This is a genomic window from Paenibacillus sp. JJ-223 (assembly GCF_927798175.1).
Lineage (GTDB): Bacteria > Bacillota > Bacilli > Paenibacillales > Paenibacillaceae > Paenibacillus > Paenibacillus hubeiensis.
The window spans coordinates 626,886-641,072 of record NZ_CAKMMP010000002.1; the positions used below are offsets into that span (position 1 = coordinate 626,886).

Genomic DNA, 14,187 nt, shown 5'->3' on the forward strand with positions numbered 1-14,187 from the left:
GGGAAAAGAGGTTTAAATCATGAGTAACTATATGATCGGAATCGACATCGGCACCACCAGCACCAAATCGGTATTGTTTACGGAGCAAGGTGCCGTTGTTAGTACGTGCACACAAGAATACCCGCTCTATACGCCCGCGCCTGACGTAGCCGAGCAAGATCCGGAACAAATCGTACAAGCTGCCGTCCGTTCCATTCGCGGGGTCATGGACGAAAGCGGAGTCTCCGCAAATGAGATTCTGTTCGTATCTTGCAGTTCAGCCATGCATAGCTTGATAGCGATGGACAAGGATGACAAACCGATTACCAACTGTATCACCTGGGCAGACAACCGGAGTGCTGCTTGGTCCAGCAAACTGCAGGAGAATGGCGTAGGCCATCGTATCTATCGTCGTACAGGTACGCCAATTCATCCCATGTCACCGCTGACCAAGCTGATGTGGCTTCGCCACGACGAACCAGAGCTGTTCCAACGTGCCGCCAAATTCATTTCCATTAAGGAATATTTGTTTTTCCGTTTATTTTCTTCATATATCGTGGACTACTCCATCGCATCCTGCACAGGTCTGCTGAACCTGGAACAGCTGGATTGGGACGCAGAGGCGCTTGAGCTGGCCGGAATCACTCCGGATCGTCTGTCCCGCCTCGTACCAACAACACATACTATAGAGGGAATGCATCCGGAGTGGGCTGAAAAAACGGGACTCTCCCTCTCTACTCCTTTCGTCGTCGGAGCAAGTGACGGCGTGCTGTCCAATCTCGGCGTCAATGCCATCGAGCCCGGGGTCGTAGCAGCCACGATCGGCACCAGCGGCGCGATCCGCACCGTCGTCAATCGCCCTGTCACCGATCCGAAAGGCCGTACCTTCTGTTATGCCCTGACCGATAACCTGTGGGTTGTAGGTGGTCCCGTGAACAACGGCGGCATGCTGTTTCGCTGGGTACGGGACGAGTTTGCCGCTTCGGAAGTAGAAACGGCGAAACGGCTCGGCATCAATTCGTATGACGTGTTAACCCGCATCGCCGAACGTGTCAGCCCAGGATCGGAAGGGCTGCTGTTCCATCCGTACCTTTCGGGCGAGCGTGCCCCCCTGTGGAATCCGAATGCACGAGGCTCCTTCTTTGGGCTCACCCTTCATCACCAGAAGGAGCATATGATCCGCGCTGTGTTGGAAGGGGTTATTTTCAATCTGTATACCGTGCTGCTCGCTATGGAAGAACAGATCGGGCACCCCTCCTCCATTCAGGCTACCGGCGGATTTGCCCGTTCCCCGCTCTGGCGGCAAATGATGTCCGACATCTTCAATCAGGAAGTCGTGGTGCCCGAAAGTTTCGAAAGCTCCTGCCTCGGCGCCGTGGTTCTCGGTCTTTACGCAACTGGCCGTGCGAAGTCGCTTGATGTCGTCGCCTCCATGGTAGGCACAACGCACAGACATAGCCCTGTGCCGGAAAATGCAGCTATTTATCGCGAGCTTCTCCCTCTTTTTATCCGCATTTCGCGCAAACTGGAGGAGGAATATGCCGATATTGCAGAATTCCAGCGCAAACACTCTGTTCTGAAGGAATCCAAGTAGGACTCCTCCCTCTTTATAAGCTAAAAGGCAGCACCGCGGACCGTTGGTCCGCGGTGCTGCTTTTTGCCTCCATATCAACGTGCATGGCCACCTCCGAGTTGAGCATCTGGCCTGACACGACGCTATGATGCACTCCGTCGACGACAAAAGAGTTCACTTTAAAAATCCCATTCAACATCAAAGGACATCTTTTGTGCCTCTGTTTATCCACAATAAAGTTATTCACAAAATAGTAGCCCCATTTACGCACACTCGCCAAATTCCGCCGGATAACCTGTGAATAATCACATTTAGATTTTTAGGGCTTCATGTCGAAAATTAAACAAATTATAAACAATATATAGTGTTGTGATTAAAAATTATACACAAGTTATTGAATTTGTGGATAAAATCTCGCGATACATTGAAATGCCGGGCTTCTTTTGCTATGATTGTATTACTTTTGGATGTGAATATGTGATCTGAACCATAATATTATCAACAACCTGTGGATAAAGTTGTGAACAATTTTCCGTTGTTCATTCTTTTTTTGTTTTCGGCTTGCGGGAGTTTGGGGATAAATGCAACATTATTTCTCGTATTTCGACACTGCAACATGGCTTAAGCCACACTTGTAACATGTAAAAGGAGTGACAGTCTGTGGACAGCCATACTTCCGACTTATGGCAGCAAATCTTATCAATCATACAAAGCAAGCTCAGCAAACCAAGCTTCGATACCTGGTTCAAGGCCACCAAAGCAACCAAGCTGACGGACCAGACCATCGTCATTTCCGCGCCAACAACGTTTGCCGTCGAATGGCTGGAGAGTCGTTACACCAAATTGGTCGGCTCGACAGTATACGAATTGCTCGGCAAACAAGTCGACGTGAAATTTGTCATCGAAGAGAACAAGCCGGCTGAACCGGATCCGCAGCTTCCTGCACCAACACCTACCGTTGTACAAGAGGAAGCTGTGCTTAGCATGCTTAACCCCAAATATACATTCGACACTTTTGTCATCGGACCAGGCAACCGGTTTGCCCATGCCGCATCGCTGGCGGTCGCTGAAGCGCCCGCCAAGGCCTATAATCCCCTCTTCCTTTATGGAGGCGTTGGATTGGGCAAAACGCACTTGATGCATGCGATCGGACACTATGTTCTAGAACATGACCCAAGCAGCAAAGTGGTTTATTTGTCATCCGAGAAATTCACCAACGAATTTATCAATTCCATCCGCGACAATCGCGGGGAAAGCTTCCGCAACAAATATCGTAACGTGGACATCCTGCTTATAGACGATATTCAATTTTTGGCGGGAAAAGAATCGACTCAAGAGGAATTTTTCCATACGTTCAACGCGCTGCATGAGGAGCGGAAACAGATTATCATCTCCAGCGACAGACCGCCAAAGGAAATTCCGACATTGGAGGAGCGCCTTCGCTCCCGATTTGAATGGGGTCTGATTACGGACATCCAGCCTCCGGATCTGGAAACGCGGATCGCTATCCTGCGCAAGAAGGCCCGCGCGGAAAACCTGGATATCCCGAATGAAGCGATGATGTACATCGCCAACCAAATTGACACGAACATCCGCGAGTTGGAAGGGGCTTTGATCCGGGTCGTAGCCTACTCATCGCTGACAAACCAGGATGTCACGTCCCATCTTGCTGCCGAAGCCTTGAAAGACATTATTCCATCCAGCCGTCCTAAAATGATCACTATTCAAGACATCCAACAAAAGGTCGGGGAATACTACAACCTGAAGCTCGAAGATTTTAAAGCGCGGAAGCGAACCAAGGCCGTTGCCTTTCCGAGACAAATCGCCATGTATCTCTCCCGCGAATTGACCGATTTTTCGCTGCCGAAAATTGGCGAGGCTTTTGGAGGAAGGGACCATACCACTGTCATTCATGCGCACGAGAAAATCTCCCAATCCATTAAAAGCGATCAGGAGCTCTATAAAGTTATCAACAACTTAACCGAAAAAATTAAGAACCCAACCTGAACAAGTCCAAAGCCTATGCACAACGTGTACACATGTGGATAGGCTTAATTTTATGGGTTTTAACACACTTATCCACATATTCAGTGCCCCTATTACTATTAATACTAAAAAGATTTAAAATATATCTTCTCCTAAACAGACAAGTCGAAACAGGCCTATCGGCCTTTTGAATAACCGTAGCCCATCACTTGACCACCTAATGCACACACCCAAAAAATCCGTCAGGAGTGAAACCATGAAAATCAGCATAATGAAAAGCTATTTGAACGAGTCCATACAGCATGTATCCAAAGCGATCTCCAGCCGTACAACGATTCCGATCCTGAGCGGGATCAAATTCGACGTAAATCATCAAGGCGTCACGTTGACGGCAAGCGACACTGATATTTCGATCCAATCCTTCATCCCTCTTGAGGATGGAGATCGCAGCGTAGTTCAAGTCGAGCAGCAAGGAAGCGTCGTGCTGCCTGCCAAGTTTTTTGTCGAGATCATCAAAAAGCTGCCTTCGCAGGAAGTTCACATGGAGGTCAAGGAAAACTTCAATACGTTTATTTCAGCCGGAGCTACCGAAATCCAACTGGTCGGCCTTGATCCGGAAGAATTCCCTGTATTGCCAAGCATCGAGGAGAATCAAACCGTATCGATCCCCGGCGATTTGTTGAAAAACATGATTAAGCAAACGGTATTCTCCATTTCCACTCATGAAACTACGCCTATTCTTACAGGGGTGCTTTGGAGCCTGGCGGATAACGAGTTGAAATTTGTGGCAACCGACCGCCACCGTCTTGCCACCAGATCGGCAATGTTGGATAATGCAGAAGGCGTTCGTTTCAGCAATGTCGTTATTTCGGGAAAAACGCTGAACGAGCTGAGCAAAATCGTGCCGGACCAAAACACGCTTGTGGATATCGTTGTCGCTGATAACCAGGTCCTGTTCAAAATCGACCGGGTGTTGTTCTATTCCCGCATTCTGGACGGAACATATCCCGATACTTCTAGAATTATTCCGACTTCGTACAAAACAGAACTTGTTCTCGATACAAAAAAATTGAGCGAGTCGATCGACCGCGCATATTTGCTGTCCCGCGAGGAGAAAACGAATATTGTGCGCATGCAGACGATGGAGAACGGATCGATCGAGATTTCTTCCAGTTCCTCCGAGCTGGGGAAAGTGAGGGAAGAGATCGAGCCAGCCGAATTCACCGGCGATCCGCTCAAAATTTCGTTCAACTCCAAATATATGCTCGACGTACTGAAGGTTGTGGAAAGCGAGCAGCTGATGATAGCTTTTACCGGCGTCATGAGCCCGATTATCCTCAAACCGATGGATGACAGCCATAGCTTGTATGTCATTCTGCCTTACCGTACGACGAACTAACGAAAGGAAGATTCCTTTGAAACGAGTGACCATTCGTACAGACCGTACGGAATATATCAAGCTTGACCAGTTTCTGAAACTCGCTGACTGCGTCCCGACCGGAGGTATGGCCAAAGCGTTGCTTCAGGAAGGGCTTGTGCGTGTGAACAATGAGCCGGAGGAGCGCCGGGGACGGAAGTTATACCCTGGGGATATCGTTGAGGTGGACGGAGAAGGCACTTTCGAGGTTGCCGCGGAATAAAACGATGTGCTCCTGATGCCTCCTGATGAACGGAATCACAAGGGAGGGTAACGCGTGTTTGTCAAAAGCATAGATCTGCAGCAGTTCCGCAATTACGAGCATCTGAGACTGGATTCGTTCGGTCCGGTGAACCTGCTGATCGGGCAAAATGCCCAAGGCAAGACGAATATGGCCGAGGCTATATTTGTCTTGGCCCTTACCAAAAGCCATCGCACGTCCCGAGATAAGGAGCTGATCCGTTTCGGTGAAGAACGTGCCCGCTTGTTTGCTGAGGTTGACAAAAAGTATGGCGCGGTCCAACTGGAACTGTCGCTGTCCCAACAAGGCAAGAAGGCGAAGATCAACGGCCTGGAGCAGCGCAAGCTTAGCGATTTTATCGGGGCGCTCAATGTGGTGATGTTTGCTCCCGAGGATCTGGAGATCGTCAAAGGAACACCGGGGGTTCGCCGCCGGTTTCTTGACATGGAGATCGGACAAGTGGCACCGGGTTACCTCTATCATCTGCAGCAGTACCAGAAGGTGCTCGTGCAGCGGAACAATCTGCTTAAACAGCTGTGGGGCCAGGGCGCTTCCGCCCAGACGATGCTGGACATCTGGAACGAGCAGTTGGCCGAGCACGGTGTTAAAATCGTCAAAAAAAGGAAACAATTCATAAAGAAACTGCAAAAGTGGGCCGAAACGATTCATCAAGGCATCACCGGCGGCGGAGAAGTGTTAAAACTGGCATATGTGCCATCATTCGGCGAAGCCGCCGAGGAAGATGAAGCTGTTTTAATGGACCAATTTATGATAAAATTATCACAAATGAAAGAGCAGGAGATTCGCCGGGGGACTACGCTGAGTGGCCCGCATCGGGATGACCTGTCCTTTTTCATTAACGATCGGGAAGTGCAAACATATGGTTCGCAGGGACAACAGCGCACAACCGCATTGTCCCTTAAACTTGCAGAAATCGAACTGATCCATGAAGAAATCGGAGAGTACCCCGTCCTGCTGTTGGACGACGTGCTGTCCGAGCTGGATCCTTTTCGCCAGACGCAGTTGATCGAGACGTTCCAGAGCAAGGTGCAGACCTTTATTACGGCTACCGGAGTCGAGAGCCTGAACGTTGACAAGCTTAAGAATGCCAGTATTTATCACGTTCATGCCGGACAGGTTGAACGCTAGGGAGTGAGGGTGCCATGTACATTCATCTGGGCGGCGAGAAAATTATCCGTTCTTCCGAACTGGTTGCTATTTTTGATATATCGATTGAAAAATCCTCAAAGATTTCCAAGCAATATGTTACGCATGCAGAGCAGGAAAAAACGGTGGAACACATCGGCGAAGAGGAAGCCAAGTCCATCGTGGTAACCAAAAACATTGTGTACTACTCGCCGATTTCATCTGCTACGCTCAAGAAGCGGGCGCACATCTTTCCGGACCTATGACATGTGCAAGCAACACGAGCGTTGCCTCCCGTTCCTTGGTTTTATTATGTTTAACGCATATTTAGGATATTGAATCTATAGAAGTAGGTGAAAGGCATGTCTATGAATCAACCGTCATATGATGCGAATGAAATTCAGGTCCTTGAGGGACTGGAAGCCGTACGGAAGCGTCCGGGGATGTACATCGGTTCTACCAGCGCCAAAGGTCTGCATCATTTGGTGTGGGAAGTAGTGGACAATAGTATTGACGAAGCACTTGCAGGATACTGTGACCATATCGAAGTGACGATTCATGAAGATAACAGCGTTACCGTCGTGGATAACGGGCGCGGAATTCCGGTCGGTGAGCATGCCAAAATGAAACGCCCTGCGCTTGAAGTCGTCATGACCGTACTTCATGCTGGCGGTAAATTCGGCGGCGGCGGTTATAAGGTATCGGGCGGTCTGCACGGTGTAGGGGTATCGGTCGTTAATGCCCTGTCCGAGAAAGTGGTCGTGACCGTTAAGCGTGACGGTCATATCCACCAGCAGGAATATCGCCGCGGTGCGCCGCAGTACGATCTGAAAGTCATCGGCACGACGGATGAGACGGGAACGACGGTTACGTTCCATCCAGACCCGGAAATTTTTACGGAAACGACCGTATACGACTATGAAACACTGCTGACTCGTATTCGGGAGCTTGCTTTCTTGAACAAGGGAATCGGTCTTACGCTCACCGATGAGCGCACGGGGGCAACCAACTCATTCCTGTATGAGGGCGGAATTATCGAGTACGTATCTTTCCTCAACCAGAAGCGGGAAGTGCTTCACGAGAATCCGATTTACGTTGAAGGCTCACGCGATAATATCCAGGTAGAAGTGGCGTTGCAATACAACGACAACTATACCGAGAACATTTATTCTTTTGCCAACAACATCAACACTCATGAAGGTGGAACACACGAATCCGGATTCAAGAGCGCCCTTACCCGGATCATTAATGACTATGCACGCAAAACAGGCGTTATCAAGGACAGCGCGAGCAACCTGTCGGGAGATGACGTACGTGAGGGCCTGACTGCCATCATTTCGGTCAAAATCCCTGAACCGCAATTTGAGGGACAAACGAAAACCAAATTGGGCAATAGCGAAGTGCGCGGTGTCGTTGAATCCCTCTTCTCGGAGAAGCTGCAGGAGTTCCTGGAAGAAAACCCTTCTGTATCCCGCAGAATCCTGGAAAAAGGTCTGCAGGCTGCACGCGCTCGAGAAGCTGCGCGCAAAGCGCGTGAGCTGACCCGACGCAAGGGAGCGCTTGAGGTAAGCTCCTTGCCAGGGAAGCTGGCGGATTGCTCCTCCAAGGATGCTTCCATCAGCGAACTGTACATCGTCGAAGGGGATTCGGCGGGCGGATCGGCCAAACAAGGCCGGGATCGTCATTTTCAGGCCATCCTGCCATTGCGCGGTAAGATCCTGAACGTCGAAAAGGCGCGCCTTGACCGGATTTTGGGCAATGCAGAGATTCGGGCCATCATAACGGCAATGGGGACAGGAATCGGCGACGATTTCGATATTTCCAAAGCACGTTATCACAAAATCATTCTGATGACCGATGCCGATGTCGACGGTGCGCATATCCGGACACTATTGTTGACATTCCTGTACCGCTATATGCGCAAGATTATCGAAGCGGGCTATGTATACATTGCCCAACCGCCTTTGTTCAAAATCGAACGTAACAAGGTCATTCGCTACGCAGGTTCCGAGAAGGAACGTGATGAGATCATTGCAAGCTTCGGCGAGAACGTGAAAGTCAACGTCCAGCGTTATAAAGGTTTGGGCGAAATGAACGCAGAGCAGCTGTGGGAAACGACGATGGACCCTGAGAGCCGGACGATGCTTCAAGTATCCATCAATGATGCGATGCTTGCTGACGCCATGTTCGATACGCTGATGGGCGATAATGTCGAACCACGACGCGATTTCATTCAGGAAAATGCAAAATACGTTAAAAACTTGGACATTTAATTTCGTTGATTGCGAACGGCTTAATGACAAGGATATGGGGCGCCTGATGGCGCCCCTTTCACTTTGTGATCATATAATCCGGTGGTGGTGTGGTAACCAAAATGCAATAGAGCAGACAGTCACTGTTTTTTGGACTTAGCGGCACTTGTTTTTAGCTGGCGTATTTGGCGGGCTGGCTTTGATTTTTTGGAAGGCAGTCTGCCATATGCGATGGCATAACGCTTAATCTTACGGTAGGTTTCTTTGTCGGGCAAAAGGCCGAATGCATAAATGCCGGGAAGTGTGTTGACTTCCAGAATCCAGGGTTGACCCGATGGGTCCAGCGCAATATCAACGCCGATTTCTTTGATTCCGGGATAATACTTCCTCAGTTGCCGTGCAATCAGGACCCCTAGGATATTCAGTTCGTTGCGAAGCTGCTGATAGCGCTTTGGTGTGAAGTGAGGTTGTACGAGTTCCGCGAAGGTTGCGAGGCGTCCGCCGCCGTGAATGTTGGTTATGATTTTGCCGGGGGCGGCGACCCTGCCTAAGATACCGGTCGTTTCCCAGTTTCCTTTCAAGTTTTTTTGCGTCAGCACCCGGAGGTCGAAGGGCAAATCCTCATGTTTGAGCAGGGGGATGCCTTGCTGGATGATGTAATCATGGTTTTTGATCCGTTTTTGCAGTGCCGAATCCAAATCGTCCAGACTGTGATATGAAAACTGTTCCGTACCATGTTGCAGCTCGTAAGCAAAGGTTGGGAGTGCGGAGATTTGGGCTTGGAGGATTTCGGAATTTCCCTCGATTGTGGACAATTCGGACTGTCCGACGGCTTCATCTCCAGCAGCATCATGTCGGAAATCCTGAGGAACTTGGTAGGTACGAAGCGCTTTGACTCGCATAACTCCATTCCCATAGGTGCCACGATCGGGTTTGATATAGTTCGATTCAAATAAATTTAACATTTGTTCCAGGGTCTGGCGACTATATTGGCGGGTGACTGGAATATATGGGGCTATACCATGGTTACGCCGTAAAACTGCTGTCTTGGCCCATTTGCTGGAGACGCGCTGGATACTCAGAGGGCATCGTTCCTTTCTGTTGTAATCAGAATCGCGTGCAGGCAGAATTGCAGAGAAATCAAAGGACAATTGAGGATTTCAATGGTATAATAGAGAAATATGGCGTTTTGTGCGGTTTGCTGCACAATTTGCAGTTTAGTCTTGTGAATGGGAATGGCGAATGCCTGATGGAAGCAGTATAACTGCCGCTTTTTCTAGCATTGTATGTACAAATGCCGAGGAAGTAAGGGCTAACCCCCAAACTACCCCAAGTTCCCGGAAAAAGGCTAAAACCCAGCGGACGTTTAATTGTGTAACTTTTGTGAAAGTAATATAATAAAGAGTAGCGTTTTTGTGCGGTTTTAGCCTTGTTATGCTTTTCACATATAGTGATTGAATGGATTTGGAACGTTTGTTGAAGGTCAAGAAGGAGGTCCAGCATGGCGGAAGAAATGAACTCGCAGATAAAGGATCGGGATATTGGCGTCGAGATGCGTGAATCGTTTATGGACTACGCGATGAGCATCATCGTTAGCCGCGCGCTTCCTGATGTGCGTGACGGATTGAAGCCGGTGCACCGGCGGATTTTGTACGCAATGTCAGAGCTAGGCATGACACCCGATAAACCGCATAAAAAGTCGGCCAGAATCGTCGGAGAGGTCATTGGTAAGTACCATCCGCACGGAGACTCGGCTGTATACGAAACGATGGTACGGATGGCTCAGGATTTCTCTCTTCGCTACATGCATGTCGATGGTCACGGCAATTTTGGTTCGGTAGATGGCGATATGGCGGCTGCCATGCGTTATACCGAGGCACGCCTGTCCAAGATTGCGATGGAGATGCTGAAGGATATCAATAAAGATACGATCGACTTCCAACCAAACTATGACGGCGAAGAAAACGAGCCGGTTGTTCTGCCTGCCCGTTTTCCAAACTTGCTTGTCAATGGTGTAGGGGGGATCGCCGTAGGTATGGCGACCAACATTCCTCCGCACAATCTGGGTGAGGTTATTGACGGCGTACAAGCGATGATCAAAAACCCGGATATTACTTCGATGGAATTGATGGACTACATTCAAGGGCCGGATTTCCCGACGGCTGGTTACATCATGGGCCGTTCCGGTATTCGCCAAGCTTATCAAACGGGCCGCGGATCAGTGACCATGAGGGCGAGAACCAACATTGAGGAACATAACAACAAGGCCCGCATTGTCGTTACGGAAATTCCGTATCAGGTCAACAAGGCAAGACTTGTTGAGAAAATTGCCGAGCTGGTGCGTGACAAAAAAATCGACGGCATTACCGATCTTCGGGACGAGTCGGATCGTAACGGGATGCGTATCGTCATCGAGCTACGCCGCGACGTGAATCCAAACGTTGTGCTTAACAATTTGTACAAGCATACAGCGATGCAGTCGACTTTCGGGATCAATATGCTGGCCATCGTGAATAAAGAGCCGAAAATTCTGAATTTGCGCGAAGTGCTCTATCACTATCTGCAACATCAGATTGAGGTTATCCGTAGACGGACCCAGTTTGAGCTTCGGAAGGCTGAAGCCCGTGCACACATTCTCGAAGGATTACGCATTGCTCTTGATCATATCGATGAGATCATTGCGCTGATCCGATCTTCGGCGACGGCCGATGCGGCAAGAGAAGGTTTGATTGAACGCTTCGGACTCAGCCATGACCAGGCGCAGGCGATTCTTGACATGCGTTTGCAGCGTCTGACAGGTTTGGAGCGGGAACGCATTGAGAACGAATACCAAGAACTGATGGCCAAGATTGCCGAGTATCGCGAAATTTTGGCGAATGAGCATCTCGTTCTCGACATCATCAGCACAGAGCTGGAAGAGATTCGCGAGCGCTTTTCCGATGATCGCCGTACCGAGATTACGATTGGCGAGGAAAGCATTTTGGATGAGGATCTCATTCCTCGCGAAGAGGTCATCATTACGATCACCCACACGGGCTATGTGAAACGTCTTCCTGCGTCGACATATCGCAGCCAGAAGCGCGGCGGACGCGGCGTGGTTGGCATGGATACAAAGGATACGGATTTCGTGGAGCATCTTTTCGTGACCAACTCGCATAACTATTTGATGTTCTTTACCGATAAGGGTAAAGTATACCGTCTTAAAGCTTATGAAATTCCTGAACTTGGCCGTACGGCACGTGGAACACCGATCATCAACCTGATCCAGATCGAGCAGGGAGAATCAGTCAACGCGGTAATTCCGGTGCAGGAATTCGAAAGTGACAAATATTTGTTCTTTGCCACGCGCCAAGGGGTTGTGAAAAAGACGCCGCTTGAGGACTATACCAATATCCGCAAAGGCGGTCTGATCGGTATTTCCCTGCGCGAGGACGATGCCTTGATCGAAGTGAAGCTGACCGATGGGCAGCAGGAGATCATTATGGGGACAGCCCACGGAATGTCGATTCGCTTCTCCGAAGAGAATGTTCGTTCAATGGGTCGCAGTGCTACCGGTGTCAAAGGGATCACGCTTGAAGGCGATGATGCCGTTATCGGCATGGACGTTGTCGATCATGATCTGGACGTACTCATCGTGACTGCCAAAGGTTACGGCAAACGGACTCCGGTTGCGGATTATCGTATTCAGACCCGGGGCGGTAAAGGGATCAAGACGATTAATGTTACCGATAAAAATGGCGAAGTAGTCAGCCTGAAAATGGTTAAGGATGACGAAGACTTGATGATTATCACATCCAGCGGCACGCTTATTCGTACAAGCATGGATGGCATCTCCACGATGGGGCGTTACACCCAGGGCGTGAAGCTGATCAATATTCGTGAAGAAGACGATGCGGTGGCTACCGTCAGCCGAATCGACAAAAATGAAGAAGAACCGGACGAGCAAGAACTCGAAGGATTGGAGGGCACGGATGCCGATAGCGAGGCAACTGCCCCGATGGAAGATTCAAATGCTGACACGGAAAACGATCCTTCCGATACAGAAGCATAAAACGGAATAAACATGGATGAAGAGCCCTGCATAAGGGCTCTTTTCTTTTATGCTCTGATCTAGGCAGATAATGTACAGCAGCATAGCTGTGCGGAGAAAATCCTTAGAATCTGGGATGTACAAGCCCGTTTGCTCAGTAATATAATGGGGAATATCATGCGATCCGGGACTATGGTCATACAAAATTCATAGATAAACAACGAGGGGATAAATATGGGACTAATTACCGTGTCTGAGGCCAAACCAGGCTTTAAACTGGGAAGTGACGTGCTTACTACGCGCGGAAACGTGTTGTTGCCGAAAGGCAAGGTCATCTTACCAAAGGATATTGAAGTGCTAAAAGCTTTCATGATACATAAGGTCGAGATCGAACAGGCGAAAACAGGTGCAAATGCTCCGACCTTCATCCCGAACGAAACAGAAGATCCAATCCTGAACGGAAAGAATGCTGAGCGGCCAGTTTCGGATGGAGGAGCAGCTTCAACTGTGCAGTCTTCTTTACAGGATGAGTATGAGAAGATGGTGAATTTGACTAAAAGTGCTTTTTTGGCCTCTATTGCTGCCGAATTGCCAATATATGAGCTTCGTACGCAGTTGGAATCCTTGCTAGGATATATTAAGCAGTACAATCCGCTAACCTTCAGTCCGAGAAATATGATGGATCACGATTATGTATATCACCAAGCGGTGTTAAGTGCAATGACCTCCTACCAATTGGCTCAATGGATGGATCTTCCGTCCAAAGACTGGATGCAAGTAGCTTTTGCAGGGTTATTCCATGATATAGGAAACAGCAAGGTCGATCCTCAAATTTTGCATAAACCAACGACGTTGACAAGCTCGGAACAGGAGGAAATCCGGCAGCATACGAAATATGGGTATCAATTGCTGAAGCAGGCAAAAGCGATTAATGAAGGGGTCAGACTTGCCGCTCTCCAGCATCATGAAAAAGTGGACGGATCGGGTTATCCGCTACAACTGAGTGGCAGCCAGATCCATGTATATGCGAAGATTGTTGCCATAGCGGACATTTTCCATGCGATGACACTGGAGAAGGTTTACCGCAAAGCCCAGTCTCCTTATTTGGTGCTTGAGCAGCTCCAAAGCGAAGCGTTCGGTAAGTTGGATCCGGCGATTGTAAATGTTCTGGTTCAACGTTCAACGCAAATTCATAATGGAGTAAGAGTAAAGCTAAGCAACCATCAGATTGGTGAAATTGTATTTTCGGATCGGGATCATCCCACGCGCCCAATGGTTTCTGTGGAGGGCAACATCATTAATTTGATGCAACAGCGGCAGCTACATATTCAGGAGGTTATTGGTTGAACTGAATCCTGGACAAAGCACGATGAAGAAACTAGTCAGGTTATAAAGTGTGTTTCTTTATCGTGCTTAAGTTATGTATCTTCTGCTGCCACCATAAATTTTATTCGAAATATTATTAAAAAACACTTGCATAATATTTATGTACATGGTATATTCTAATTCCGGCCAAGAAAACACCGAGAAACATGGTGCGGCAAGCAAAGCAAATAAGCTTCG

General features: G+C 48.9%; 10 protein-coding genes. 9 read left to right on the top strand and 1 reads right to left on the bottom strand.

Annotated elements, in window-relative coordinates:
* The first annotated feature begins 19 nt into the window (after positions 1–19).
* The 7 genes from gntK (at position 20) to gyrB (ending at position 8,615) form a co-directional block, all read left to right on the top strand.
* Positions 20–1,573, top strand: coding sequence for a gluconokinase (gene gntK, locus L6H98_RS06350; protein ID WP_236413688.1), 1,554 nt, complete (start codon positions 20–22; stop codon positions 1,571–1,573).
* A gap of 639 nt (positions 1,574–2,212) precedes the next feature.
* On the top strand, positions 2,213–3,559 hold the full coding sequence (gene dnaA / locus L6H98_RS06355) for a chromosomal replication initiator protein DnaA (protein ID WP_236413689.1): 1,347 nt from the start codon (positions 2,213–2,215) through the stop codon (positions 3,557–3,559).
* A 235-nt stretch (positions 3,560–3,794) separates the two neighbouring features.
* On the top strand, positions 3,795–4,937 hold the full coding sequence (gene dnaN / locus L6H98_RS06360) for a DNA polymerase III subunit beta (RefSeq protein ID WP_236413690.1): 1,143 nt from the start codon (positions 3,795–3,797) through the stop codon (positions 4,935–4,937).
* 16 nt (positions 4,938–4,953) lie between these two features.
* Positions 4,954–5,178, top strand: a complete 225-nt coding sequence (gene yaaA, locus L6H98_RS06365; RefSeq protein WP_236413692.1) for a S4 domain-containing protein YaaA — start codon at positions 4,954–4,956, stop codon at positions 5,176–5,178.
* Between the two features lie 54 nt (positions 5,179–5,232).
* On the top strand, positions 5,233–6,345 hold the full coding sequence (gene recF / locus L6H98_RS06370; protein WP_236413694.1) for a DNA replication/repair protein RecF: 1,113 nt from the start codon (positions 5,233–5,235) through the stop codon (positions 6,343–6,345).
* Positions 6,346–6,359: 14 nt separating this feature from the next.
* Positions 6,360–6,608 (top strand): extracellular matrix regulator RemB, encoded by a 249-nt coding sequence (gene remB, locus L6H98_RS06375; protein ID WP_017691405.1) that lies wholly within the window; start codon positions 6,360–6,362, stop codon positions 6,606–6,608.
* 96 nt (positions 6,609–6,704) lie between these two features.
* Positions 6,705–8,615 (top strand): DNA topoisomerase (ATP-hydrolyzing) subunit B, encoded by a 1,911-nt coding sequence (gene gyrB, locus L6H98_RS06380; protein ID WP_236413696.1) that lies wholly within the window; start codon positions 6,705–6,707, stop codon positions 8,613–8,615.
* Between the two features lie 119 nt (positions 8,616–8,734).
* On the opposite strand, the gene L6H98_RS06385 is transcribed toward gyrB, so the two are convergent.
* The gene (locus L6H98_RS06385) at positions 8,735–9,745 is read right to left on the bottom strand and encodes a YheC/YheD family protein (protein ID WP_236413698.1); all 1,011 of its coding nucleotides are present in this window, start codon (positions 9,743–9,745) and stop codon (positions 8,735–8,737) included.
* Positions 9,746–10,095: 350 nt separating this feature from the next.
* Between L6H98_RS06385 and gyrA the strand changes: the two genes are divergently transcribed.
* Both gyrA and L6H98_RS06395 read left to right on the top strand, forming a co-directional pair.
* Positions 10,096–12,645, top strand: a complete 2,550-nt coding sequence (gene gyrA, locus L6H98_RS06390) for a DNA gyrase subunit A (protein ID WP_236413700.1) — start codon at positions 10,096–10,098, stop codon at positions 12,643–12,645.
* Between the two features lie 213 nt (positions 12,646–12,858).
* Entirely contained in the window at positions 12,859–13,971 is a 1,113-nt protein-coding gene (locus L6H98_RS06395) for an HD-GYP domain-containing protein (RefSeq protein ID WP_236413702.1), read from the top strand.
* Positions 13,972–14,187: the final 216 nt, after the last annotated feature.

What these genes read in the sequence shown, in the direction of transcription:
- gntK (WP_236413688.1), top strand. Translation starts at nt 20, where the DNA reads ATGAGTAACTATATGATCGGAATCGACATCGGCACCACCAGCACCAAA.
- dnaN (WP_236413690.1), top strand. Translation starts at nt 3,795, where the DNA reads ATGAAAATCAGCATAATGAAAAGCTATTTGAACGAGTCCATACAGCAT.
- remB (WP_017691405.1), top strand. Translation starts at nt 6,360, where the DNA reads ATGTACATTCATCTGGGCGGCGAGAAAATTATCCGTTCTTCCGAACTG.
- gyrB (WP_236413696.1), top strand. Translation starts at nt 6,705, where the DNA reads ATGTCTATGAATCAACCGTCATATGATGCGAATGAAATTCAGGTCCTT.
- gyrA (WP_236413700.1), top strand. Translation starts at nt 10,096, where the DNA reads ATGGCGGAAGAAATGAACTCGCAGATAAAGGATCGGGATATTGGCGTC.
- L6H98_RS06395 (WP_236413702.1), top strand. Translation starts at nt 12,859, where the DNA reads ATGGGACTAATTACCGTGTCTGAGGCCAAACCAGGCTTTAAACTGGGA.